This is a genomic window from Massilia brevitalea (assembly GCF_030711405.1).
GTDB classification, from domain to species: Bacteria; Pseudomonadota; Gammaproteobacteria; order Burkholderiales; family Burkholderiaceae_D; genus Telluria; species Telluria brevitalea.
Genome location: NZ_JAULSI010000043.1, coordinates 20771 through 43601 on the forward strand (window position 1 = coordinate 20771; position 22831 = coordinate 43601).

The following is a 22831-nucleotide window of genomic DNA, read 5'->3' on the forward strand; positions in this document are numbered from 1 at the left end:
ATAGTTGATGGGTTAAAAGGCTTAAAATGCTATCTATAATTGTGTGAAAAGCGCTACATGTCGGCATCGGTACGAGTAACCCCATCGACTGGCAGACGCCTGTCTGCTGTCTCGTACTGTCTTGTACAGTGCGGTACCGAACAGTGCGCAAAAACGGAAAGCGTAAGATCGGTCCCAGGCACCACTCCTGACCGGTACACACGATGAGCGCAGACCCAGCCGTAGACACCGCCCTCCCCCTCGCCGACCCGCCGGCCGCCGCGAAAGCCGCCGGCCTGCGCTACGTGAACGACAGTAAACCCGGCATCCGCCGCGACAAGGAGGGCGACACCGTGCGCTATCTCGACGCCAAGGGCCAGCCGGTCGAGGACGAAGCCACCCTGAAACGCATCAAGTCGCTCGTCATTCCCCCGGCCTGGACCGACGTCTGGATCTGCCCGCAGGCGAATGGCCACCTGCAAGCCACCGGCCGCGACGCGCGCGGGCGCAAGCAGTACCGCTACCACCCGAAGTGGCGCAACGTGCGCGACGAGGTCAAGTACGAACGCATGATCAACTTCGGCAATGCCCTGCCAACCATCCGCGCGGAAGTGGACAAGACCCTGAAGCAGCCCGGCCTGCCGCGCGAGAAGATGCTGGCGACCATCGTCTACCTGCTGGAAGCGACCATGATGCGGGTCGGGAATGAGGAGTATGCGCGCACGAACAAATCCTTCGGCCTGACCACCCTGCGCAACCGCCACGTGAAGGTCGATGGCAGCGACGTCGAATTCAAGTTTCGGGGAAAAAGCGGCGTCTACCACAAGATCCACGTGCACGACCGGCGCCTGGCGCGCATCATCCGCAGCACGCGCGATTTGCCCGGCCAGGAACTGTTCCAGTACCTCGACGAGGACGGCGAGACCCACAGCATCGATTCCTCGGACGTGAACGACTACCTGCGCACCATCACCGGCGAAGACTACACGGCCAAGGATTTCCGCACCTGGTCGGGCACGGTGCTGGCGGCGCTGGCGCTGCAGGAATTCGAGAAGTTCGATTCCGAGACCCAGGCCAAGAAGAACATCGTGCGCGCCATCGAGTCGGTGGCGGAAAAGCTGGGCAACACGCCCTCGATCTGCCGCAAGTGCTACGTGCACCCGGCCGTGCTCGACGCCTATCTGGAAGGCTCGGTGCTGGAAGCCATGCGCGAGCGCACCGAGCAGCATCTGAGCGAAGACCTGCATGCGCTCCAGCCCGAGGAAGCAGCGGTGCTGGCCATGCTGCAGCAACGTCTGAAACACGAACAGGAAAACCCATCGCCGCCAACACGCAGCCAGCGCAAGGCGGCCTGACCCTATCGAAAGGAAACCCATGACGCAGCAGGCAGATTTCAAACAAGGCAGCTTCACCATCGAGCAAGTCGCGGCATTCGACCACCAGGTCACCGGCGTCTCGGTGTCCGAGGACAACCGCATCTTCGTCAACTTCCCACGCTGGACCGAGGACACCGCGGTGTCGGTGGCCGAAGTGCTGGCCGACGGCGGCATCAAGCCTTATCCGGACGAGGAATGGAACGCCTGGCGCAACGCGAAGAAGGACGACATCTCGCCCGAAGACCACTGGGTCTGCGTGCAGAGCATCGTCGCCGACGGCCGCGGCAGCCTGTGGGTGCTGGACCCGGCCGCGCCGGCGCAAAGCCACATGGTGTCCGGCGGCGCCAAGCTGGTGCAGATCGACCTGGCCAGCAACAAGGCTGTGCGCACCATCGCCTTTGACGAAGACATCGCGCCGCAGGGCTCCTACCTGAACGACGTGCGCTTCGCCCCCGACGGCAAGTTCGCCTACATCACCGATTCCGGCGTGGTGGGCGCCATCATCGTGGTCGAACTGGAGAGCGGCAAGCAGGTGCGCCTGCTCGACGGCGACGATTCCACGCAAATGAAGGAGGGGTTGAACGTGAAAGCCGATGGCGAAGTGCTGCGCCGCCCGGACGGGCGCGGCGTCGAGTTCTCGGCCGACGGCATCGAGCTCTCGAACGACGGTGCGTTCCTGTACTGGCAGGCGATCAAGGGCGACACCCTGTACCGCATCCCGGCCGAGGTCCTGCAGACGACAGGCATGGCTGGCGGAGACGTATCAGGCAGCGTCGAGGAATACGGCCTGAACGGCGTGGCCGACGGCCTGCTGATCCCGCAGGGTACGAACGTGATGCTGCTGACGTCGGTGGAGCACGACGCCATCCGCGCCCGCAACCTGGACGAAGGCCCGCAGGCCGCCATCCGTACGCTGGTGCAGGACGAGCGCCTGCGCTGGCCGGACACGTTCAGCCAGGGTCCGGACGGCACGGTGTATGTGACCACTTCGCACATCCAGGACTCCGCATTCTTCAAGCCGGAGGCGCCGCCGGCGCTGCCGACCCAGCTCTGGAAGCTCAGCGCAAAAGGCTGATCAGCGGATCACGAATCAGCGGATCACGAATCAGCGGATCAAATACGTCGTCACCTTCCAGCTGCCGTCCGGCAGGCGCATCGGGACCACGGTCTCGGTGACGCCGGCGCGGTTGGCGAAGTCGGTGGCGTACTGGATCACGACATACTCGCCTTCCGGCACGCCCGGCAGGGTCTTGGTGAAGTTGGCCGAGGTCTGTTTGCGCGACTTCACGGCGCCAAGCGGTGCGCGGGCGTCGGTGCCGACCTTGTTCCACATGTCGCGCGTGATCGCGGACTGCATCACGGGCGCGCCGGCATCCCAGGCTTCGGCAGCCTTGCCGGCATCCATCACGGCAAGCCAGCGGGTGGCCGCTTCACTAGCGGGGGCGATCTGGGGTGCGGCCTGGGCAGCGGCTGGGGACGCAGCGTCCTGCGCGTACAGGGCGGGCGAGGCGAAGGTGGCAGCCGCGGCAGCGGCGGAAAACACGATTGCGGCGATGGCTTTCAAGTCGTTCTCCTTGATTGGTGGCTTGCAGGATATGCAAGCACGAGGATAACAGAAGCCGCGCCCTGCTCTGCCGATACAGCGGTAACGATGCTGTCATATTTGCTACCTACACTGGCATCTTCGACTCACTCCGTGGCCTCGCATGGACAAGAAGGTGCAACCCGAATCGCTGCCTGTCCCGCTTTCGCTGGACGCCGGCGCCCCATTCCTGAACCGCGAACTGTCGCTGCTCGAATTCAACCGCCGCGTGCTGGCCCAGGCCGAGGACGAGCGCGTGCCGCTGCTGGAACGCCTGCGCTTCCTGTGCATCGTCAGCAGCAACCTCGATGAATTCTTCGAAGTGCGCGTGGCCAGCCTGCTGGCAACCCAGCAGCTCGAAGGCGGCCCGGACGGCGTCGCCGATAACCTCGACGTGACGCTCGGCCGCGCCAGCGACGAATGCCGGCGCCTGATCGCGCGCCAGTACGCTTTGCTGAACGACACCATCCTGCCGCGCATGGCCGAGCAAGGCATCCGCCTGCTGCGCCGCAGCGACCGCAACGCCGCCCAGCGCGCATGGGTCAAGCAGTACTTCGACCGCGAAGTACGGCCCCTGCTCACGCCCGTCGGCCTGGACCCGGCCCACCCCTTCCCGCGCGTGATCAACAAGAGCCTGAACTTCATCGTCGAGCTCTCGGGCAAGGACGCTTTCGGGCGCGGCACGGGCATCGCCATCATGAAGGCGCCGCGCGTGCTGCCGCGCGTGATCCGCCTGCCCGACGAACTGTCCGACACGCCGGGCGCCTCCTACTGCCTGCTGTCCTCGGTGATCCAGGCGCATTTGCCGGACCTGTTCACGGGCCGCGAAGTGGTGGCCTGCTCGCAGTTCCGCGTCACCCGCAACAGCGATTTGTGGGTGGACGAGGAAGAAGTGAAAAACCTGCGCCAGGCGCTGCAGAGCGAACTGCACAGCCGCCAGTACGGCTTCGCGGTGCGCCTGGAAGTGGGCCGCAATTGTCCCGCGCATTTGTCGGACTTTTTGCTGGAGCAGTTCTGCATCGACCGCACGCGCCTGTTCCAGGTCGACGGCCCGGTGAACATGAGCCGCCTGCAGGAGATCGCCAACAACGATGGCCGGCCCGACCTGAAGTTCCCGCCGTTCGCGTCCAGTTACCCGGTGCGCCTGGCCAGCCACGACATCTTCGCCTCGCTCGGGCGCCAGGACCTGCTGCTGCACCATCCCTTCCAGTCCTTCCAGCCGGTGATCGATTTCATCCAGGCCGCCGCCAGCGACCCGGCGGTGGTGGCGATCAAGCAGACCATCTACCGCGCCGGCATGCACTCGGATTTGATGGAAGCGCTGATCGGCGCCGCCCGCCGCGGCAAGGAAGTCACCGTCATCGTCGAGCTGATGGCGCGCTTCGACGAAGAGGCCAACATCAACTGGGCCGAGCGTCTGGAGCACGCCGGCGCGCAGGTCGTCTACGGCGTGGTCGGCCTGAAGACCCACGCCAAGATGGCCCTGGTGCTGCGCCGCGAACCGGCCGGCCTGCGCCGCTACGCCCACCTCGGCACCGGCAACTACAACCCGACCACGGCGCGCTTCTACACCGACTTCGGCCTGCTGACGGCGGACGCCAACCTGACCGCCGACGTGAACGAGGTCTTCATCCACCTCACCAGCCTGACGCGGCCGAAAGCATTGGCCAGCATCTGGCTGGCGCCGTTCTCGCTGCAGAAGGACATCGTGCGCGCGATCCGCAACGAGGCCGGCATTGCGCGCGAAGGCAAGCCGGCGCGCATCATCGCCAAGATGAATTCGCTGACCGACGAAACCGTGATCCGCGCGCTGTACGACGCCTCGAACGACGGCGTGCGCATCGAGCTGATCGTGCGCGGCGCCTGCGCGCTGCGGCCGGGCGTGAAGGGGCTGTCGGAGAACATCAAGGTGCGCTCGATCGTCGGGCGCTTCCTGGAGCACACGCGCGTCTACTACTTCCGCAACAACCTGAAGCACGACGTGTACCTGAGCAGCGCGGACTGGATGAACCGCAATTTGCTGCGCCGTGTCGAGGTGGCCTTCCCGGTGCAGTCGCCGGCGCTGAAGAAGCGCGTGCTGCGCGAGGGCCTGCATCCCTACCTGAAGGACAACGTGGCGGCCTGGGAGCTCGGCAGCGACGGCCACTACCGGCGCCGCAAGCCGCGCGCCGGCCAGGCGCCGTGCAGCGCGCAGCAGGTGCTGATGGACATGCTGGGCGCAGCCGCGCCGGGCGAACCCGACAAGGAAACCAAGCATGGAACTGATCCTGTGGCGCCACGCCGAAGCCGAACCCGGCGAACCTGACGCGCAGCGCGCCCTGACCTCGAAGGGCATCCGCCACGCCGCGCGCATGGGCGCCTGGCTGGACCGCCAGCTGCCGGAGGGCTGCCGCATCTTCGTCAGTCCCACCGTGCGCTGCGTGCAGACGGCCGATGGACTGGGGCGGCGCTACACGATCCACGAGGGCCTGGGGCCGGAGTCGACGCCGGAAGCGATGCTGGCGGCGTGCGGGTGGCCGAATCACCGGTTTCCGGCCTTGCTGGTCGGGCACCAGCCGCAGCTGGGGCAGACGGCGGCGCTGATCCTGGCCGGCGAGAGTCAGCCGTGGAAGATCCGAAAGGGTTCCGTATTGTGGTTGCGCGGCCCGGAGCCCGAACCTGACGGCGACCCGGCGTTCATCAAACTCGCCGTGGGGCCAGAACTGATCGGCAAGCTCCGCTAGTTGGTGCGCTACCGCTTTTAGTAGGGTGGGCACTTGTGCCCACGCGGTCTCACCGGTTGTGACCGCGGGACGCGTGGGGCGATGGCCTGCCCGGATGCGGTGGTGGTTCCCATCGGTACCATACCGCGTGGGCACAAGTGCCCACCCTACGGACCACAGTATGGTACCGATGGAGACACCACCGTATCCCGGCACTCATACTCCTGCCCCCTACTCGATCAACATCTCGCCGATACCCGGCGCCCCGCCCCAATCCTCCGGGTACACACCCTGCCGCACATACCGATGAAACGTCGAATGCGGCCACTCCCTGACCTGCCCCACATACCGGTGCTTCACTGGATTGAAGTGGACATAGTCCATGTGCCGTTCGAAATCCTTCTCGTCCCGAATCTGATGCTCCCAAAACCGGCGTTGCCAGATCGTCGACTCGCGATGCTTGCGGCGGGATGCGGTCAACAGAGATGCATCATGCAGGGCCTGTCCCGCCCCGCTCGATACGAAGCGCTTGATTGCGAACCAGCGGTTCGAATAATTGGCGTCACCTTCCGGCAAGGCCCAGATGCAATGCATGTGATCGGGCATCAGCACCCACGCGTCGATAACGAACGGCCGAGAAGCGCGCACAAGGCGAATCGCTTGATGAAGGCCGGCACGTATTGCCGGGTCGCAGAAAATGGGACGCCGCCGGTACGCAACGACCGTGAAGAAGAAGGTGGAGCCAGCGATGGCGCGGCGGTAGCGAGACATGGTGCGGCATCGTATTACCGCTGGACGCATGCATTCATGTGATTGGTCAATCGTGCATTTGTGGACGGCGGATCAGAAGCGTCGTCGATATGCGGTGAATCGACTACCGCTTTTCGTAGGGTGGGCACTTGTGCCCACGCGGTATGGTACCGATGCGCACCATTACCACGAAACAAAAGCGGCGGCGCGAGCGACACGATGGTTTTCACGCCACGCCATAGTCGAATGGTGAGACCGCGTGGGCACAAGTGCCCACCCTACGTTGGATGGGCACGATTCACCCCGACAAAGTTCAGCATCCGTACCGATCACACCCCGCGCAGCACGAATTTTCGCCCCAGCTCTTCCCACGCCAGCCGCTCGCGCTCGATCCACGCGCTCAGGGTCGGGTGCCGGTCCAGCCAGTCCACCTCCACGGTCAGTTCGATGCGCGAGCCCATCGACAGCCGTACGCCATCGAGCTCCCCATCCACGCGCGCGTGCATGCAGGCCACGGCCAGGCGCATCGCCAGCACCATGCGCGCGAACGCCGGTTCGGACAGCGACTCCTTCACCTTGCGCAGATTGCCTTTGTGTCCCAGCACCAGCGTCGCCATCAGGCGCTGCTCGCGCGTGGTAAACCCCGGCAGATCGGCATGCTCGACGATGTAGGCGCCATGCTTGTGCGCCCCGGTGTGCGACACCGCCAGCCCGACTTCGTGCAGCAGGCAGCTCCACGACAAATAATCCAGGCAGCTCGCATCCACCGCTTCCAGCTGCAGGTAAAAGTGGCGCGCGATGTCGGCCGCGCGCCGCGCGCGAGCAGTGTCGGCGCCGAAGCGGCGCATGCAGTCGCCGATGGCCAGCGCGCGCCGGTCCTGGTGCTTCGAGCGCAGCTCGAGGTCGGACAGCACGCCCAGGCGCAGGCCGGCGTTGATGGCCGTGAGTTGGGTCACGCCGAATTCCTCCATCGCCCCGATCAGCACACTCGCGCCGCCCAGCACCGCCACCACGCGCTCGCGCTTCAGGCCGGGCAGCGCCACCGCGTCCACGTGGCCGAAGCCGAGCAGGCGTTCGCGCAGCGCGTACAGGCTGGGGAGCGAGAGCAGGCCGTCGCCCAGGTTATTTTTGGCGATGGTGTCGGCGATCGCGCGCATCGTGCCCGACGAGCCATAGGCCGGCCCGCCCGTGTAGTCGCGGTAGTTCGGCGCCGCGTCCTCGAACACGGCGCGGGCGGCAGTGACCGCGGCGTGGAAGGCGCTGCGCGCGATGCGGCCGTCGCCGAAGAAGCGCCCGGCCTGGGGCTGGGTGCCGATACTGAAGGATTCCACCTGCGCGATGCTGTCGCCATGGCCGGCGATGACCTCGGTCGAGCCGCCGCCGATGTCGATCACCAGCCGCGCCTCGTGCTTGCCCAGCGCACGTGCCACGCCCATGTAGATCAGGCGGCCCTCTTCCTCGCCCGAGATGATTTCGATCGGGTGACCGATGGCCGCCTCGAACTGCTTCAGCACCTCGGCGGCGTTGCTGGCCACGCGCAGGGTGTTCGTGCCGACCACGCGCACCGCGTCGAGCCGGTATTCGGCCAGGATGGCGGCAAAGCCCTGCAGGCTGCGCACACCGATGCCGATCGCGGCCTCGCCCAGGCGCCCGTCGGGCTGCAGGCCGGCGGCCAGGCGCACCGGGTCGCGCGCGCTGCGCAGGATACGTATTTCGCCGCCATCGCCGCCGGCCGGCTCGCCGACGTGCAGCCGAAAACTGTTCGATCCGAGGTCCACTGCTGCGAACATGGTGTGCTTTCCAAAGGTGATACGGGAAGTATATCGGGCAAGCGCGAGGGCGGCGCTACGCAACGTGGCCCCTGCGCGAATTCAGCCCAGTTTCAGCTTGGCTTCAGGCGCAGGCTTCGACCGGCGGCGCCAGGTAGCGCCCGGCGATGTCGTCGGCCCCGAGCGGCCGCGAGATGAAGTAACCCTGCACCTCGTTGCAACCGAGCTCGCGCAAGACCTGCAGCTGGGCCGCGGTCTCCACGCCTTCCGCCACCACCGCCATGCCCAGCGCATGCGCCATCGAGACGATCGCCTCGAAGAACACCCGCCCCTCGCCGCCGCCATCTAGTTCCGCCGTAAACGCGCGGTCGACCTTCAGCACGTCCATGCGCAGGGTGCGCAGCTGCGACAGCGAGGAGTAGCCGGTGCCGAAGTCGTCGATGTGCAGCTTGACGCCGAGCGCGCGCAGCGCTGCCAGTTCGGCCAGGATGTCTTCGCGGTGGTCCATCATGGCCGACTCGGTGATCTCGACTTCGAGCAGCGCGGCCGGTACGGCGTGCTGCTCCAGCGCCGCGGCGATGCGGCCGGCGATGCCGCCCCGTTCGAACTGGCAGGCCGAGACGTTGATCGACACCGGCACCAGCCGCGCACCCTGGCGCCGCCAGGCGGCCAGCTGGGCGCAGGCCTGCTCGATGACGATGTCGCCGATGGGCACGATCAGGCCGCTGGCTTCGGCAAACGGAATGAATTCGCCCGGCGCCACCATGCCCCCCTCCGGATGGCGCCAGCGCAGCAGCGCTTCCATGCTGAGCAGGCGGTTCGACACCGGGTGGACGCGCGGCTGGTAGTGCAGCACGAACTGCTTGCCGGCGATCGCGTCCAGCAGTTCCTGCTTCAGGCGCGCGCGCTTCTGGATCCCGCCCGACAGCTTCTCGTCGTAGAAGCGGTGCTGGCCCTTGCCCTCGTTCTTGGCCGCGTACATGGCGATGTCGGCATGGCTGATCAGGGTGCCGGCATCGGCGCCGTCGCGCGGGAACATGGCGATGCCGATCGAGGCGCCGACACTGGCTTGCAGTTCTTCGCCCAGCGCGAACGGGCGCGCAAAAGCGGCCACGATGCGCTCGGCCACCGCCGCCACCTGGAAGGTGTCGCGCGCCGGACGCATCAGCACCACGAATTCGTCGCCGCCGAAGCGGACGATCTCGTCGCCTGGCCGCACCAGGGCGCCCAGACGGCGCGCTGCTGCGACCAGCAGCGCATCGCCTGTGATATGGCCATGGGTATCGTTGACCTGCTTGAATTCGTCGAGGTCGACGAACAGCAGCGCCAGGCCGCCTTCGCGCGCGGCGGCGTCGAGCAAAGTCGGCACATGCTTCAGCAGCCAGCTGCGGTTGCGCAGGCCGGTGAGCGGGTCCTGGTTGGCCAGGCGCTCCATTTCGGTTTCGTATCGCTTGCGCTCGCTGATGTCCTGCAGCGTGACGGCCAGGCCGTCGCCGACGCGCACCAGGCGCCGCCGGCCCCAGGCAAAGGCGAGGCGGGTATCGACCGGCATGCGCCGGTCTTCTTCAAAAAAGCCGGTCGCCATCGCCGTGCGGTAGGTGGCCACGATCTCGGCGCCGGATGCGCCGCGGTCCATGGTCGACACCGCGCGCCCGACCAGGTCGCCGCGCGTCATGCCGTAGAAGGAGGCGCCGCGCTCGTTGCAGTCGACGATGCGGAAGTCGACGATCTGGCCCTTGCGGTCGCGCACCGGGGCGGCCATGTAGAAGCCGTCGTTGGCGCTTTCGGTGGCGGTGCGGTAGGCCAGGCGCACGGCTTCGTGCTCGCGCGCCCGGCCCGCCGCCCGCAGCGACAGCAGGCTGGCCAGGCCCGCCATCAGGGCCAGGGCGATGCTGCCGGCCACGGCGCGGTCGCGGCTCTCTTCCCAGTAGGCCTGGGCCGCGGCGCTGCCGTCGCGCTGCGACAGCGCCACCATCGCCACCACCGGATACACGGCCGAATCGCGCCAGCCCATGGCGCGCGCGACGCCGTCGACGAAGCCTTCGCTCGGCACCAGGCGCGGGCCGCCGGCGCGCGCCGCAACGCTGCGCTGGTCCAGCACGCGCGGCCCGCCGGGACGGCCGGTCTCGTCGCCGGCCTGCTCGATCCAGAAGCGGCCGTCGGTGTCGGCCATGGCCAGCAGGCCGTCGGCGCCCAGGGTCGACTGGCCGACGAAGGAGGTGAAGTAGGCGGCGTCGACCGCCATCACGACGATGCCGTCGAACTCGTCGTCGGCCCGGTCGAGGCGGCGCGTGAACAGCACCACTTCGCGCGTGGCGTCGAAGGCGGCGGGCGCGATGTCGACCCGCAGCGCGCTCGAATTGCTGTTCCTGTGCCGGGTGAAGTAAGCCGCGTCGAACATGGTGTCGGGCAGGCCGCTGCGCCGCGTTCCGGAGCGCAGCTTGCCGTCGGGGCCGACGATGCCGACCGCCACGAAGGCATGGTCGGTGAACATGCCGTCGGCACGCATGTCTTCGAGCAGGGTCTGGCGCTGGCCATGCTCCCAGCTGTGCTTGAGCTGCATGGTGATCTGGTCCATCTGCGCGATCGAACGCGTGACGTACTGCTCGTAGGCCTGGGCGTAGGTATCGGCTTCCTTGAGCAGCAGCAGGCGCGCGCGCTCGGCGTCGCCGTCGGCGCGCAGGATGGTCGCGGCCCAGAGGGCCGCGCCGCAGAGGACGGCAAGGACGGGCCAGACGATGGCCAGGATGGTGTTGGTGCGGGACGGGCTGGGAGCGGCTGGTTTTTTCATGCGCGGTCAAGGGGCAGCGGTTGTACCCGCTGGCCACTTGGCCACCATGGCGGGCAGCGCAGCTTAAGCCCGGAATGTGACGACGTGATGACGGGCGCGCTAGCTGCGCGGCGGCTGCATCCCCTGGAACTCGCTCACCGCCTCGCGGTACTGGCGCGACTCCTGCAAACGGTTCATGTAGCGGATCGGCCGGCGCGCCTTGCGCTCGACGGTATAGCCGCTGAGGGTGCCGCGCGCGCCGCACTTGGCGCGGCAGGTGGCGGCGCCGGCGGCATCGCGGTCGTCGAGCACGATCTTCCCGGGCTTGACGTTCACCTTCAGCGTGCACGGCGCCTCGCCCGCGGCCGGCATGCTCTGCTGGCGGTAGACGAAGTCCTCGCCCTCGCGCCCGGCGATGCCCCACACGCTGCAGGTATGGCCGTTGGCGAATTCGAGGTAGGCGCGCAGGTAGACGTGGTCGCCGTCCTGGCGCACGATCTCGACCACGTCCTCGGCCAGGTAGCGTTCGGCCGGGCGGTCGGCGCCGGCATTGATCGTGTTCATGAAGCGGCGTTTATAGACGCCCTCGATGCTGCCGGCGACGTCGTCGGCAGCCAGGGCGGGCAAGGCCAGCAGCGCCGCGCACAGTAACAGCGTGCGCTTCATGGCTGGCCCCCGCGCTGCTCCGGATGGTTGAACACCTGGCGCAAATAGGCCAGGAAGGTCTCGTCGTTGCACTGCGATTTCCCTGGTGTGTCGGACAGCTTGGCTACCGGCTGGCCATTGCAGCGCACCAGCTTCATGACGATGTTGATGGCTTTATACGGCGTGTCGTTGGTGAGCTGGGTGCCGATGCCGAAGCCGAGCATGACGCGGTCGGCGAAGTGGCGGTACAGCGCCAGCGCCTTCGGCACGGTAAGCGCGTCGGAAAACACCAGGCGCTTGGTGCGCGCATCGATGCGCAGCCTGGCGTAATGGGCCAGGGCTTTTTCACCCCACTCCATCGGGTCGCCCGAGTCGTGGCGCAAGCCGTCGAACAGCTTGGCGAAATAGAGGTCGAAGTCGTTCAGGAAGGCGTCCATGCCGACCACGTCGGTGAGCGCGGTACCCAGGTCGCCGCGGTATTCCTGGACCCAGTCTTCCAGCGCCGCCTTCTGGAAATCGCGCAGGCGCACGCCGAAGGACTGGAAGGCCTGCATGTATTCGTGGGCCATGGTCCCGATCGGCACCAGGTTGTACTTGCGCGCCAGGTAGACGTTCGAGGTGCCCTTGAAGAACTGCGGCAGCTCGCGCTGCAGGGTCTCGACCACTTCGTCCTGCCACTCGCCCGAGAAGCGGCGGCGCACGCCGAAGTCGAAGAAGGCGAAGTTGTTGGCGCGCTTCGGTTCGAGTTCGAAGGCGCGGAACTGCTCGACCTTCTCGGCCAGGCGCACGCGCGCTTCGCGCAGGGCGTGTTCCTTGTCGAAGCGGCGGAAGTACAGCTCGTTGACGATGTAGAGCACGTAGATCTCGAAGCCCATCACATGCACCACCGGGCCGACGGCGCGGATGCGCAGGTGCGGGCCGTCGGTTTCCACGGTGATGAACTTGCGCTGGAAGCGGAACACCGTGAGGAAGTCGGCGAAGTCGCTTTTGATGAAGCGCAGGCTGCGCAGGTAGCTGATCTCGTCCTCGCTGAACAGCATCTCGCACAGGTGGTCGAGTTCGCGCTCGACTTCTTCCTTCAGCTCGGCCAGCGGATAGGCCGGCTCGTTACGGCAGCGGAATTCGTATTCGCCATGGGCGTTCGGATGCCGGTGCAGCAGCGCCTGCCACATGGTGAATTTGTACAGGTCGGTTTCGAGCAGGCTGCGAACGATGGGCTTCATGGGTGCGATCCTTGGACTTCAGGTTTTCTTTTTTTGTCGGCGTTTCGGCGCCAGCATGGTGCCGCTGCAGCCGGGCGTGCCGCAGCGGCATTCGAACTTCTTCTTCAGGGCCGGCGTGTGGCGCTCGTCGTAGATGAGGGCGTAATTGTAATTCAGTTCCTGCCCGGGCTCGATGGGATGCAGCGCATGGATGTAGACGCGGCCGTCTTCCTCGTAGGCTTCGCAGTTCGGGCTGCAGGCATGGTTGATCCAGCGCGCCTCGTTGCCGCGCCGGCCGCCGTCGATCACGCGGCCGTCGGCCAGGCTGAAATAGAAGGTGTGGTTCACCGGGCCGCCGGCTTTTGCGGCGCGCTCGGTGGCCTCAATCCAGCTGATGCGCTCGCCCTTGTATTCGACGATGCGCTCGCCGGGCTCGATGTGGCGGCTGGCGAAGACGCCGTTGCCGTGGACGGGGGACTGCTTCACTTCATAGGCTGGGTCGGCCTTGGCTGAGGATGTGGTCGGCATGAGGGAGTGATTATTGGGCGGCAAAGTGTTCGAACAGCATTGTTACCATTATTGTACGATTTTCGGTTTTGTGCCGCACATTCGTTCGCACGCCATCCCTGTCATTACCTGGGAGGTAATCGCCGCGCCGCGTTTCCTTCGCCAGAATGGGTCCGTCATTCACCCACCTCCAACGGAGCAGACCATGGACACCGCCAGCACCCTCGCCCGCCACTACCTCGACGCCTGGAACGAACGCGATGCGCCCGCGCGCCGCGCCCGGGTCGCCCGCCTGTTCACGCTCGACGCCCGCTACCTCGACCCGATGATGGCAGGCGCCGGCCACGACGGCATCGACGCCCTGATCGCCGCCGCCCAGCAGCATTTCCCCGATCACCGCTTTGCCCTGCACGGCACGCCCGACGCCCACCACGACGTGCTGCGTTTCGGCTGGACCTTGCACGCGCCGGACGGGATCGAAGTCGTGCGCGGCATGGACGTGGCTACCGGATGGGCGCGGTGATGCAGGCACTCGACTTCATGCTGGCCCAGCAGGCGCCCTACCCGGCGCTGGTGGTCGACCGCCTGTGGAACCTGGTGATGCACAACGCGCCGGCCGCGCGCCTGATGCGCTGGCTGCTCGGCATGCCGGCCGACGCAGCCATCCCGCGCGACGGTTCGGTGAACGTGCTGAAGCTGATGCTCGATCCGAACGGCATGCGGCCCTGGTTGGCGAACTGGGAAGATGTGGCGGCGGACCTGCTGCAATGAGGATGTGAAAAAAACGTCAGGGCAAGGGATACGGCCTACCGGCGCTGAGTCGAAGACAGTACGAGAGTACGGCAAGACGAAGCAACGCAGCCATGGCGATTTTTTCACATCCTCAATGGGTGCAGCGCGAGGCGATGGGCGATGGTCCCGGCAGCGAAGCGACGCGGCTGCTGGACGAGTTGATGGCCCTGCCCGGTATCGCCGGGGCGGTGCGTCAGCCCAACCTGGAGCGCGCCGCCCTGCCCTTCCTGCCGATGCAGCTGCGCAAGGATGGGGTGGCGCTGAACCTGTTCACCACGATTACCACGCTCGGCACGCCGCACGATGTGACGGTGCACGAGCTGCGGCTGGAATCGTTTTTTCCGGCCGATGCGGCCAGCCGGGAGTGGTTCCTGGCATGAGCCTCACAGGCGGCCTGCCGCCAGCAGCTCGCGGGTACGCTTCAGGGTCGACAGCAGCGCGGCCCGGTAGCCCTGGTCGCTGTCCATCATCGCCTGTTCCGCCTGTTCTTCGATGCTGCCTGGGGCTTTGCCGCGCAGGCCGAGATAGCAGTAGAACCGCAGTTGCAGCGCGCCCTCGGCATCCTCGAACAGCTCGTTGACGATCACGCCCTCGCGCGGGCCGCCCGCCTGGAAAAAGGAGACCTTTGCGTTGTCCTCGAAGGCGATGAGCTCGCGCAGCGCCTTGCCGCCGATGGTGGCCTCGCGCACGATGTGGTCCTTGCCCTCTTCCACGACCTCGCAGCGCGTGCACAGGCCGGGCGGCAGGAACAGCCTGGCGTCGCGCGCCTTCAGCACCAGGCCGGCCCAGGCCTGGGCACGGGTCAGCGGGATTTCGCCTTCCGGGTTGACCGGAACGGTGGCAGTCGAAAAGATCATGATGGACTCCTTGTTATTGAACGGTGATCAGGCGGAGGCGGCGACGCGGGCAGCGAAGTCGCGGTAGGAACGCAACGGCCGTTTCAACATCTCGGTCAGGCGCGCGACGTCGCCGGCTTCCGGCACCATGCCGTCGCTCTGGAAGCGCTCGGCCATCAGGCGCATGTCGTAGGCCATCCAGGGCGGCATGAACCCGCGCAGGTTCTGCTCGAAAGCGGCGCTGTCGTCGCCGCCGTAGGCTACCGGACGCTCCAGCACATCGGTCCAGATTGCGGCCACATCCGCGCCAGTCAGGGTGTCGGGGCCGACCAGGTTGATGCGCTTGATCGGCAGCGGGCCGGCGGCGCTGTCGCGGCGCAGCAGTTCGATGGCGGCGATCTCGCCGATGTCGCGCACGTCGATCATTGCCAGGCCTTTCGAACCGATCGGCATCGGATACACGCCGTAGTTGCGCACCACGTCCTTGACGGTGACATCGTTGTCGATGAAATAGGCCGGGCGCAGGATGGTGGCCGAGAAGCCCAGGGCCTCGATCATGCGCTCGACACCGAACTTGCCGGCGAAGTGAGGCACGTTCAGGTAGACGTCGCTGTGGATTACCGACAGGTAGACCACGTGTTGGACGCCGGCTTCGTGCGCCAGGTTCAGGGCGATCAGCGCCTGGGTGAATTCGTCAGGCACGACGGCGTTCAGCAGGAACAGCGTCGACACGCCCTGGAAGGCGTTGCGCAGGGAATCGACGTCGAGCAGGTCGCCCTGCACAACGTCGACGCCCGATGGGAAGTCCGCCTTGGCGGGGTTGCGCACCAGGGCGCGCACGCGGGCGCCGCGCTGCACGAGTTGGTCGACAACGTTGCGGCCGACATTGCCGGTAGCGCCGGTAACGAGAATGGTCATGATGTGAACTCCTTTGGGTGGGTTGAAAGTGTCGGTTGACGCTTTGCATGGTAGATGTCCCACGGGCGACGCGATAGCCGTTAGAATTCGACATACTGTCTCGCTCATGGAACACCTATGGACCTGCTCGCCCTTGCCGATTTCAACCTTGTTGCCCGCCATGGGGGCTTTGGCCGCGCCGCGCGTGCCAGCGGCAGGCCGAAAGCCACGCTCTCGCGCCGCGTTGCCGAACTGGAGAGCAGCCTGGGCGTGCGCCTGCTGGAACGCGGCGCGCGCGTGCTGAAGCTGACGCAGGAAGGACAAGCGCTGTACGAGCGTACCGGCGCCCTGCTGAGCGAGATCGACGAGGCGGCGGCGGACGTGGCCTCGGGCGGTGCCGCCCCGCGCGGCCGGTTGCGCATCAGCGCGCCGCTGCTGTTTTCGCAGACCGCGATGGGCAAGCTGGCGGCGTCGTTTGCCCTCGCCTATCCGGAAGTGCGGCTGGAAGTCACGACCGAGGACCGGCCGGTGGACATGGTCGAGGAAGGCTACGACCTGGCGATCCGCGTGAACCCGGCGCCGGATGCGAACCTGGTCGGCCGCATCTTCCTGCGCGACCGACTGGTGGTGGTCGCCCCGCCCGCGCTGGCGCGGCCGCAGGACGGCGCGCCGGTGCCGGCCGTGGTGCGCGGTGCCGCAAGTGCTACGTCATGGGCCTTGAAGGAAGACGATGTGGACATCACGGTCGACCCCGTGCTGCGCCTGTCTTCGCTGGTCATGGTACGCGACGCCGTGCGGGCCGGGGTTGGGGCTGCCACCTTGCCGATCTCGTTGGTTAGTTACGATATTGGCGAAGGACGCCTGGCACAATGGGGCACCCTGGAGGCACCCGAGATCGCAGTCTGGGCGCTGTATCCTTCGCGCCGCCTGCTCAGCACACGCGTGTCGGCCTTCATCGATCACCTGAAGTCCGCCTTCCCGCTCGGGACGCCGGACGAACTCGCGGCCCACATCCGAGCTGCCTAGCGGCGCGTCATGGCGCCGGCGGCGCCGCATCGCTGCGAATGAAATCGACAAACGCGCGCAGCGGCGCCGGCAGCAGGCGCCGGCCCGGGTAGTAGAGGAAGGGACCGGGAAAGCTCGGCCACCACGGCTCCAGCACCGGCTCAAGCTGGCCGCCTTCGATATACGGCCGCAGCCAGTCCTCGAACAGGTACACGATGCCGGCGCCGGCCAGCGCCACGTCCACCGTCAGGTCGATGGCGCCGCCCACCTGCACCAGCAGCGGGCCGGGCGGGTCGACCGTCACCGTCTCGCCGCCCTGCCCCAAGGTCCAGCGGATCATCGCGCCGCTGGCAAAGCGCGCGCGCATGCAGGTATGCTGCAGCAGTTCGCGCGGATGCGCCGGCCGCCCGTGCCGCGCCAGATAGTCCGGCGACGCCGCAGCCGCCATGCGCTGCACGCGCGGCCCGATCGGCACCGCCACCATGTCCTGCTCCAGCCTTTCCTCGTAACGGATGCCGGCGTCGCAGCCGGCCGCCAGCACGTCGACAAAGCTTTCGTCGGCGATGACTTCCAGGCGGATTTCCGGATACGCCGCCAGGAAGCGCGGCACGATGGACGGCAGCACCAGCCGCGCCGCGCTCACCGGCACGTTCAGGCGCAGCGTGCCGGTGGGCGTGTCGCGAAAGCCGTTGACGACGTCGAGCGCACTCTCGACTTCGCTCAGCACCGGCTCCAGCCGCGCCAGCAGACTCAGGCCCGCTTCGGTCGGCACGACGCTGCGCGTGGTCCGGTTCAGCAGGCGCACGCCGAGCCGGGTTTCCAGGCGGCGCACCGCATCGCTCAGGCCCGAGGCGCTGCTGCTGGTCGCCCGCGCCGCGTCGCGAAAGCCGCGGGCGCGCGCCACGGCCACGAAAGCGGACAGGTCACCGAGATCGGCTTTCATCGCTCATCCTTATTGTTCGTTTTTGCGTACAACCCATCCTGACTATACCGGATTGTCATACGGGCGTTCCGGATTTATCGTGGCTGCACTGACAACCAAGCGGAGCACACCATGACCAGCATCGACAACACAGGCACTTATCAACTCGGCGACCGCATTGTGCGCCGCCTGGGCTACGGCGCCATGCAATTGGCCGGCCCCGGCGTGTTCGGCCCGCCACGCGACCGCGATGCTGCCCTGGCCGTGCTGCGCGAAGCCGTGGCGCTGGGCGTGAACCACATCGACACCTCGGACTTCTACGGCCCGCACATCACGAATGCATTGATCCGCGAGGCGCTGCATCCCTACGCCGGCGAGCTGACGATCGTCACCAAGATCGGCGCGCGGCGCGATGCGGCAGGCGCCTGGCTGCCGGCGTTCTCGAAGGAAGAGCTGCGCCAGGCCGTGCACGACAACCTGCGCAACCTGGGCCTGGACGTGCTGGAGGTGGTCAATCTGCGCGTCATGTTCGACGTCCACGGCCCGGCGGAAGGCTCGCTCGACGAACCCCTGAGCGCGCTGGCGGACATGCAGCAGCAAGGGCTGATCCGGCACATCGGCCTGAGCAACGTCACGCCGCGCCAGGTCGAGCAAGCCCGGCGCATGGTGCCCATCGCCTGCGTGCAGAACATGTACAACCTCGTGCACCGGAATGACGACGCGCTGATCGATGCGCTGGCGCGCGACGGCATCCCTTACGTGCCCTTCTTTCCGCTGGGCGGCTTCTCGCCGCTGCAATCGGATGCCTTGTCGAATGTGGCCCGCGACCTGGGTGCGACGCCGATGCAGGTGGCGATTGCCTGGCTGCTGCGCCGTTCGCCGAACATCCTGCTGATCCCCGGCACCTCGTCGGTAAAGCATGTGCGCGAGAACCTGGCGGCGGCCGACCTGGTGTTGCCGGACGAAGCGATGGCAAGCCTGGAGCGCATCGGCACGGCGTAGGGTGGGTTCTTGAACCCACCAATCACCGCGCGATCATCCACTGCGCGTTTCGACGCGGCTCGCCGTGCCGGTGGGTTCGAGAACCCACCCTACACAAACCGGCATCCGAGCGCCACGATATTGGCGCCCGGTAGGTAGGGTGGGTCGGTCCGCGTGCGGCTCGAACCCACCGTTCCACCACAAGATCAGCCGACGTCCTCTTCGCGAAATTCCATGCCCGTCGCCGTGTCGTCGCGCGCCGCTTCCACCTTGCGCAGCTCGACGCGGCGGATCTTGCCTGAGATGGTCTTCGGCAGCTCGCGGAACTCGATGCGGCGAATCCGCTTATACGGCGCCAGCCGTTCGCGCGCAAAGGCAAAGATCTCGCGCGCCAGCTCGCGCGACGGTTCCACACCCTGGCGCAGCGTAATGAACGCCTTCGGCACCGACAGCCGCACCGGGTCCGGACTCGGCACGATGGCCGCTTCCAGCACCTGCTCGTGCTCGATCAGCACGCTCTCCAGCTCGAAGGGGCTGATGCGGTAGTCGGACGACTTGAACACGTCGTCGTTGCGGCCGACGTAGAAGTAATAGCCGTCTTCGTCGATGGTGGCCGTGTCGCCGGTGTGGTAGAAGCCGGCGCGCATGACTTCCGCCGTCTTCTCCTCGTCGCCCTCGTAACCGAGCATCAGGGCAATCGGCTGCGCATCCAGCTGCACCGCGATCTCGCCCTCCTGCGCCGGCTGCTCGTCGATGTCGAGCAAGGCGATCTGGTAGCCCGGCAGCGGGCGGCCCATCGAACCCGGCTTGACCAGCTGCCCCGGCGGATTGCCGATCTGCGCCGTGGTCTCGGTCTGGCCGAAGCCGTCGCGGATGCGGATGCCCCAGGCGCGTTCGACCTGTTCGATCACTTCCGGGTTCAGCGGCTCACCGGCGCCGACCAGTTCGCGCAGCGGCGGCTGCCACTGGCTCAGGTCTTCCTTGATCAGCATGCGCCAGACCGTCGGCGGCGCGCACAGCGAGGTCACGCCGCAGCGCTGCACGGTTTCCAGCGCGGCCTTGGCACTGAAGCGTTCGTAGTTGTAGATGAAGACCGTGGCGCCGGCGTTCCAGGGCGCGAAGAAGCAGCTCCAGGCATGCTTGGCCCAGCCGGGCGAGCTGATGTTCCAGTGCACGCCGCCCTTCTCCAGGCCGATCCAGTACATGGTCGACAGGTGGCCCGCCGGGTAGCTCTGGTGGCTGTGCAGCACCAGCTTCGGGCGCGCCGTGGTGCCAGAGGTGAAGTACAGCAGCAGCGGATCGCCGGCGCGGGTGACGCCCTTCGGTGCAAACACGCTCAGCACCTGGCGGCACTCGTTGAAATCGCGCCAGCCGTCGATGCTGCCGCCCACCGCAATGCGCGTGAAGTTGCCGGTGATGCCCTCGAACTTGTGGGCCTCCGACACCTGGGCGATGACGTGCTTCACCCCGCCGCGCTCCATGCGGTCCTGCAAATCGGCGGTCGACACCAGCATCGTGGTCGGCACCAGCACGGCGCCGAGCTTGATCCCGGCCAGCATGATTTCCCAGAGTTCGACGCGGTTCGGCAGCATCAGCAGCACACGGTCGCCGCGCTTGACGCCGCAGTCTTGCAGGTACTGCGCCACCTGGCTGGAGCGCGCGGCCATGTCGGCATACGAGATTTTCTGTTCGCTGCCGTCTTCTTCCACCACCCACAGCGCGGGCGTTTGGTTTTCTTTCGCTTCCTGGTCGAAGAAGTCGAGCGCCCAGTTGAAGTTGTCGAACTGGGGCGGCTGGTAGCCGGCGTAGGCGGTGTCGTAGTCGCTACGGTGCTGTTGCAGGAAATCGCGCGCCTGCGCGAAACGCTGGTAAGGGGTCATGCTGTCTCCTGTACGCGGATGTCGATAAACGGGCGGTGGCCCGGCCATGCCTTGTTATTGTCTGTTTGCGTACATTGTGCCACGGCTGCGCGGCGGCAGCGCCAGGCTTATTGCGGGCCGCCGAAGGCTGCCATGCAGATGAAGGAATACCGCGTTGCGCCTGGCGCCACCTTCCCGGTCATCGGGTCCATCCGGCCTTCCGTCACCAAATACTGCATCTCCTTGCCCTTCCTGCCCAGCACCACCCCCGGCATGCCGGCGTCCGGGTCCTTGTCGAGCGCGATGCCGGCGCCGGCCAGCGCGGCGCTGAAGTCTTCCAGCCGCTTGTTGCAGATGTCGCCCTCGATCATGGCGACCCCGAAGCCGCCTGCGACCGTCACGTTGCTCAGGCATGCCTGGCCCAGCGTGACGGGACCGGCGATGCGCTGGCCCTGGTCGCGCGCGAGTGGCTCCGCGGTCGCGTTGAACCAGTCGACTGCCTCCTTGTACGCCTCTGGCGCCGGGTTCGGCATGTCGCAGGACAGGAAGCGCAGCTTGGCGTCATCCGGGGAAGCGGCTGCGATGCTGCAGGGTCCGGCCAGCAAGCAGGCCAGCAGCGAGCGGGAAAGCCAGGAACGTGGAGGCCTGGGTGTCGCTTTCGTCATCGTGGTCGAGATCATCGGTTTATTGGCTGGCGCAGGCATCGGCCGGCAGCGGCAGGCTGGCGTCGACCAGGTTCAGCGCGCCCTTGCCGCCGCCAAGCGGAACCGGCATGAAGCGCTGGACCTCCATCTCCTTGTCGCCCGGGTCGGTGGCGCCGTACATGTTGTCGCCCATCGTGCAGACGAAGCCGTCGGGCCGCAGGGCCAGGATGCTGGAGTAGGAAGACAGGGAGGCGATGTTGGCAAGGCTGGGCTGCCGGCGCGCGCCGGGCGTGGGGAATAGCGCGCGGAACCAGGTCACGGCCAGGCCTTGCCGGGTCAGCGCGGACGGCGCGCGGCCGCCGCCCAGCGTCGCCGCCCCGTCCAGCGTGGCGATCCGGCGCGCGACGAGGGCATCCGGTTTGTTGTCGGGGTTGGCGTCTTTTGGCAGCGCCTGGTCGCGGCTCCAGCTGCTGCCCCAGGCCCACACGCTGCCATCGGCGCGCAAGGCATAGGTGCTGTCGGCGAAGGCCGCGATGGCGATGGCGCCGCTGAAGAATGGCGTCGGTCCCGGGTTCTCGCAGAGCTTCGCCGACTGATCGGGCTGGTACGAAATCGCACCGCCGGACGCACCGCCCCAGCCAATGACGACACCGTCATCGCGCAAGGCCACGCCGTGGAACTGGCCGAGCGCAATCGCCTTGATGCGCTCGAGGCCGGCGATTTTTGTCGGGAAGGCGCCCGCCCCCCAGCAGTACACGTGGCCGTCGCGGGTGACGATCGCGGTATCGGCGTCGCTTGCCGCAATCGCCACCGCCGGCGGCAAGCCGGGAATGCGCATCGGACGTTCGACGAACATGCGCTCCTTGCGCGCGGCTTCGGCTTCGCCGCAAGGATTTTTTCCGTGCCCGCCACTGAGGATGGCGGCAACCACGCACGGCCCCAGCGTGGGCTGCAGCAGGTAGACCTGGCGCATGCGGTAGGGGCTGAAACCCCATTCGTAGACGCTGCCGTCGCGCGTGATGGCGCTGCTGTGTTCCCAGCCCGCCGCTACCGCCACGACGGGTGGCAGGCCTTGCACCTGGCGCGGGAAGACGGGCGGCCCGCGCTTCGCGTGGCCGAACTCGGTGCCCCACCAGAGCACGCGGCCGTCGCTTGTCAGGCCCAGGTTATGGTAGCGGCCAGCGGCAACGGCAGGTTGTGCGGCGGCCGGCAAGGCGTGGGCAATGGACGCCATGCAGGCAATGGCGCCAGCCAAGCGGCGCAGATGGGAAATCATGGTCACGCGTGTGCCTCCGTGCGCCTGGCCGGGTAGCGGCCTGTCGTTATTTGTTGTCGATTATGCACATTGTGCCATGGCTCAGTGGCGGTGTGCAGATGGCATACCCGCGGCGCGAAGGGAGATCGTTGACGGCGACCGTAGGGTGGGCACCCCGTGCCCACGCGGATGCCGGCGTGGTGTTGGCTCAATCAGGACCGCGCCAGATAATCATTGTTGGCGTCTCGAATGATCATTCGAAACGTTTCGACCTTCGCACGACGCGTTACCGAATCAGGCCAACAATGGACGGCGTTCCGCGTGGGCACGGGGTGCCCACCCTAATGTGATGGACTCC

The 22831-nt window shown here is 66.8% G+C and carries 22 protein-coding genes; 9 read left to right on the forward strand and 13 right to left on the reverse strand.

All coding sequences use genetic code 11. The features are described from left to right. The first annotated feature begins 203 nt into the window (after window positions 1-203). Both QWL29_RS21970 and QWL29_RS21975 read left to right on the forward strand, forming a co-directional pair. The gene (locus tag QWL29_RS21970; protein ID WP_305824987.1) at window positions 204-1334 is read left to right on the forward strand and encodes a DNA topoisomerase IB; all 1131 of its coding nucleotides are present in this window, start codon (window positions 204-206) and stop codon (window positions 1332-1334) included. 19 nt (window positions 1335-1353) lie between these two features. Continuing rightward, window positions 1354-2430: an L-dopachrome tautomerase-related protein gene (locus QWL29_RS21975; RefSeq protein ID WP_305824988.1), complete on the forward strand. Its 1077-nt coding sequence runs from the start codon at window positions 1354-1356 to the stop codon at window positions 2428-2430. Window positions 2431-2460: 30 nt separating this feature from the next. Here QWL29_RS21975 and QWL29_RS21980 read toward each other — a convergent pair whose 3' ends face one another. Beyond that, window positions 2461-2919, reverse strand: coding sequence for a DUF4019 domain-containing protein (locus QWL29_RS21980; protein WP_305824989.1), 459 nt, complete (start codon window positions 2917-2919; stop codon window positions 2461-2463). A 142-nt stretch (window positions 2920-3061) separates the two neighbouring features. Here QWL29_RS21980 and ppk1 point away from each other — a divergent pair, with 142 nt between their 5' ends. Together ppk1 and QWL29_RS21990 are read left to right on the forward strand one after the other, a co-directional pair. Then, the gene (gene ppk1, locus QWL29_RS21985; protein ID WP_305824990.1) at window positions 3062-5242 is read left to right on the forward strand and encodes a polyphosphate kinase 1; all 2181 of its coding nucleotides are present in this window, start codon (window positions 3062-3064) and stop codon (window positions 5240-5242) included. After that, window positions 5193-5660, forward strand: a complete 468-nt coding sequence (locus tag QWL29_RS21990; protein WP_305824991.1) for a SixA phosphatase family protein — start codon at window positions 5193-5195, stop codon at window positions 5658-5660. The genes ppk1 and QWL29_RS21990 overlap by 50 nt, the downstream gene beginning before the upstream one ends. Before the next feature lie 210 nt (window positions 5661-5870). On the opposite strand, the gene QWL29_RS21995 is transcribed toward QWL29_RS21990, so the two are convergent. The 6 genes from QWL29_RS21995 to QWL29_RS22020 all read right to left on the reverse strand — a co-directional run bounded on the left by QWL29_RS21995 (window position 5871) and on the right by QWL29_RS22020 (window position 13303). Then, window positions 5871-6410, reverse strand: coding sequence for an REP-associated tyrosine transposase (locus QWL29_RS21995; RefSeq protein WP_305824992.1), 540 nt, complete (start codon window positions 6408-6410; stop codon window positions 5871-5873). Between the two features lie 308 nt (window positions 6411-6718). Then, window positions 6719-8179, reverse strand: coding sequence for a Ppx/GppA phosphatase family protein (locus QWL29_RS22000; RefSeq protein WP_305824993.1), 1461 nt, complete (start codon window positions 8177-8179; stop codon window positions 6719-6721). Between the two features lie 103 nt (window positions 8180-8282). Then, the gene (locus QWL29_RS22005) at window positions 8283-10949 is read right to left on the reverse strand and encodes a bifunctional diguanylate cyclase/phosphodiesterase (RefSeq protein ID WP_305824994.1); all 2667 of its coding nucleotides are present in this window, start codon (window positions 10947-10949) and stop codon (window positions 8283-8285) included. Between the two features lie 99 nt (window positions 10950-11048). After that, window positions 11049-11594: a hypothetical protein gene (locus QWL29_RS22010; protein WP_305824995.1), complete on the reverse strand. Its 546-nt coding sequence runs from the start codon at window positions 11592-11594 to the stop codon at window positions 11049-11051. After that, the gene (gene pncB / locus QWL29_RS22015) at window positions 11591-12796 is read right to left on the reverse strand and encodes a nicotinate phosphoribosyltransferase (protein ID WP_305824996.1); all 1206 of its coding nucleotides are present in this window, start codon (window positions 12794-12796) and stop codon (window positions 11591-11593) included. Before pncB ends, QWL29_RS22010 begins: the two co-directional genes overlap by 4 nt. An 18-nt stretch (window positions 12797-12814) precedes the next feature. Further along, a complete protein-coding gene (locus QWL29_RS22020; protein WP_305824997.1) occupies window positions 12815-13303 on the reverse strand; it encodes an SET domain-containing protein in 489 nt (162 codons plus the stop codon). 184 nt (window positions 13304-13487) lie between these two features. On the opposite strand from QWL29_RS22020, the gene QWL29_RS22025 reads away from it, so the two are divergent. The 3 genes from QWL29_RS22025 (at window position 13488) to QWL29_RS22035 (ending at window position 14454) form a co-directional block, all read left to right on the forward strand. Continuing rightward, complete coding sequence (locus QWL29_RS22025; protein WP_305824998.1) at window positions 13488-13805, forward strand: nuclear transport factor 2 family protein; 318 nt, start codon at window positions 13488-13490, stop codon at window positions 13803-13805. Further along, the gene (locus QWL29_RS22030; RefSeq protein WP_305825010.1) at window positions 13805-14053 is read left to right on the forward strand and encodes an MmyB family transcriptional regulator; all 249 of its coding nucleotides are present in this window, start codon (window positions 13805-13807) and stop codon (window positions 14051-14053) included. Before QWL29_RS22025 ends, QWL29_RS22030 begins: the two co-directional genes overlap by 1 nt. Window positions 14054-14145: 92 nt before the next feature. After that, on the forward strand, window positions 14146-14454 hold the full coding sequence (locus QWL29_RS22035) for an MmyB family transcriptional regulator (protein WP_305825000.1): 309 nt from the start codon (window positions 14146-14148) through the stop codon (window positions 14452-14454). A gap of 3 nt (window positions 14455-14457) precedes the next feature. Here the strand turns inward: QWL29_RS22035 and QWL29_RS22040 are convergent, their stop codons facing one another. After that, a complete protein-coding gene (locus QWL29_RS22040; protein ID WP_305825001.1) occupies window positions 14458-14931 on the reverse strand; it encodes an AtaL-like protein in 474 nt (157 codons plus the stop codon). Between the two features lie 27 nt (window positions 14932-14958). Next, window positions 14959-15828, reverse strand: coding sequence for an SDR family oxidoreductase (locus tag QWL29_RS22045; protein WP_305825002.1), 870 nt, complete (start codon window positions 15826-15828; stop codon window positions 14959-14961). A 117-nt stretch (window positions 15829-15945) separates the two neighbouring features. On the opposite strand from QWL29_RS22045, the gene QWL29_RS22050 reads away from it, so the two are divergent. Next, the gene (locus tag QWL29_RS22050; RefSeq protein ID WP_305825003.1) at window positions 15946-16833 is read left to right on the forward strand and encodes a LysR family transcriptional regulator; all 888 of its coding nucleotides are present in this window, start codon (window positions 15946-15948) and stop codon (window positions 16831-16833) included. A gap of 7 nt (window positions 16834-16840) precedes the next feature. Here the strand turns inward: QWL29_RS22050 and QWL29_RS22055 are convergent, their stop codons facing one another. Then, window positions 16841-17755, reverse strand: a complete 915-nt coding sequence (locus tag QWL29_RS22055) for a LysR substrate-binding domain-containing protein (RefSeq protein ID WP_305825004.1) — start codon at window positions 17753-17755, stop codon at window positions 16841-16843. Window positions 17756-17866: 111 nt separating this feature from the next. Between QWL29_RS22055 and QWL29_RS22060 the strand changes: the two genes are divergently transcribed. Continuing rightward, window positions 17867-18736: an aldo/keto reductase family oxidoreductase gene (locus QWL29_RS22060; RefSeq protein ID WP_305825005.1), complete on the forward strand. Its 870-nt coding sequence runs from the start codon at window positions 17867-17869 to the stop codon at window positions 18734-18736. 185 nt (window positions 18737-18921) lie between these two features. Here the strand turns inward: QWL29_RS22060 and QWL29_RS22065 are convergent, their stop codons facing one another. From QWL29_RS22065 to QWL29_RS22075, 3 genes are all read right to left on the reverse strand, one after another. Then, a complete protein-coding gene (locus tag QWL29_RS22065) occupies window positions 18922-20595 on the reverse strand; it encodes an AMP-binding protein (protein WP_305825006.1) in 1674 nt (557 codons plus the stop codon). A gap of 107 nt (window positions 20596-20702) precedes the next feature. Beyond that, a complete protein-coding gene (locus QWL29_RS22070; RefSeq protein ID WP_305825007.1) occupies window positions 20703-21254 on the reverse strand; it encodes a hypothetical protein in 552 nt (183 codons plus the stop codon). 4 nt (window positions 21255-21258) lie between these two features. Further along, entirely contained in the window at window positions 21259-22494 is a 1236-nt protein-coding gene (locus QWL29_RS22075; RefSeq protein WP_305825008.1) for an RCC1 domain-containing protein, read from the reverse strand. Window positions 22495-22831: the final 337 nt, after the last annotated feature.

What these genes read in the sequence shown, in the direction of transcription:
- QWL29_RS21970 (WP_305824987.1), top strand. Translation starts at nt 204, where the DNA reads ATGAGCGCAGACCCAGCCGTAGACACCGCCCTCCCCCTCGCCGACCCG.
- QWL29_RS21975 (WP_305824988.1), top strand. Translation starts at nt 1,354, where the DNA reads ATGACGCAGCAGGCAGATTTCAAACAAGGCAGCTTCACCATCGAGCAA.
- ppk1 (WP_305824990.1), top strand. Translation starts at nt 3,062, where the DNA reads ATGGACAAGAAGGTGCAACCCGAATCGCTGCCTGTCCCGCTTTCGCTG.
- QWL29_RS21990 (WP_305824991.1), top strand. Translation starts at nt 5,193, where the DNA reads ATGGAACTGATCCTGTGGCGCCACGCCGAAGCCGAACCCGGCGAACCT.
- QWL29_RS21995 (WP_305824992.1), bottom strand. Translation starts at nt 6,410, where the DNA reads ATGTCTCGCTACCGCCGCGCCATCGCTGGCTCCACCTTCTTCTTCACG.
- QWL29_RS22000 (WP_305824993.1), bottom strand. Translation starts at nt 8,179, where the DNA reads ATGTTCGCAGCAGTGGACCTCGGATCGAACAGTTTTCGGCTGCACGTC.
- QWL29_RS22005 (WP_305824994.1), bottom strand. Translation starts at nt 10,949, where the DNA reads ATGAAAAAACCAGCCGCTCCCAGCCCGTCCCGCACCAACACCATCCTG.
- QWL29_RS22010 (WP_305824995.1), bottom strand. Translation starts at nt 11,594, where the DNA reads ATGAAGCGCACGCTGTTACTGTGCGCGGCGCTGCTGGCCTTGCCCGCC.
- pncB (WP_305824996.1), bottom strand. Translation starts at nt 12,796, where the DNA reads ATGAAGCCCATCGTTCGCAGCCTGCTCGAAACCGACCTGTACAAATTC.
- QWL29_RS22020 (WP_305824997.1), bottom strand. Translation starts at nt 13,303, where the DNA reads ATGCCGACCACATCCTCAGCCAAGGCCGACCCAGCCTATGAAGTGAAG.
- QWL29_RS22025 (WP_305824998.1), top strand. Translation starts at nt 13,488, where the DNA reads ATGGACACCGCCAGCACCCTCGCCCGCCACTACCTCGACGCCTGGAAC.
- QWL29_RS22030 (WP_305825010.1), top strand. Translation starts at nt 13,805, where the DNA reads ATGCAGGCACTCGACTTCATGCTGGCCCAGCAGGCGCCCTACCCGGCG.
- QWL29_RS22035 (WP_305825000.1), top strand. Translation starts at nt 14,146, where the DNA reads ATGGCGATTTTTTCACATCCTCAATGGGTGCAGCGCGAGGCGATGGGC.
- QWL29_RS22040 (WP_305825001.1), bottom strand. Translation starts at nt 14,931, where the DNA reads ATGATCTTTTCGACTGCCACCGTTCCGGTCAACCCGGAAGGCGAAATC.
- QWL29_RS22045 (WP_305825002.1), bottom strand. Translation starts at nt 15,828, where the DNA reads ATGACCATTCTCGTTACCGGCGCTACCGGCAATGTCGGCCGCAACGTT.
- QWL29_RS22050 (WP_305825003.1), top strand. Translation starts at nt 15,946, where the DNA reads ATGGACCTGCTCGCCCTTGCCGATTTCAACCTTGTTGCCCGCCATGGG.
- QWL29_RS22055 (WP_305825004.1), bottom strand. Translation starts at nt 17,755, where the DNA reads ATGAAAGCCGATCTCGGTGACCTGTCCGCTTTCGTGGCCGTGGCGCGC.
- QWL29_RS22060 (WP_305825005.1), top strand. Translation starts at nt 17,867, where the DNA reads ATGACCAGCATCGACAACACAGGCACTTATCAACTCGGCGACCGCATT.
- QWL29_RS22065 (WP_305825006.1), bottom strand. Translation starts at nt 20,595, where the DNA reads ATGACCCCTTACCAGCGTTTCGCGCAGGCGCGCGATTTCCTGCAACAG.
- QWL29_RS22070 (WP_305825007.1), bottom strand. Translation starts at nt 21,254, where the DNA reads ATGATCTCGACCACGATGACGAAAGCGACACCCAGGCCTCCACGTTCC.
- QWL29_RS22075 (WP_305825008.1), bottom strand. Translation starts at nt 22,494, where the DNA reads ATGATTTCCCATCTGCGCCGCTTGGCTGGCGCCATTGCCTGCATGGCG.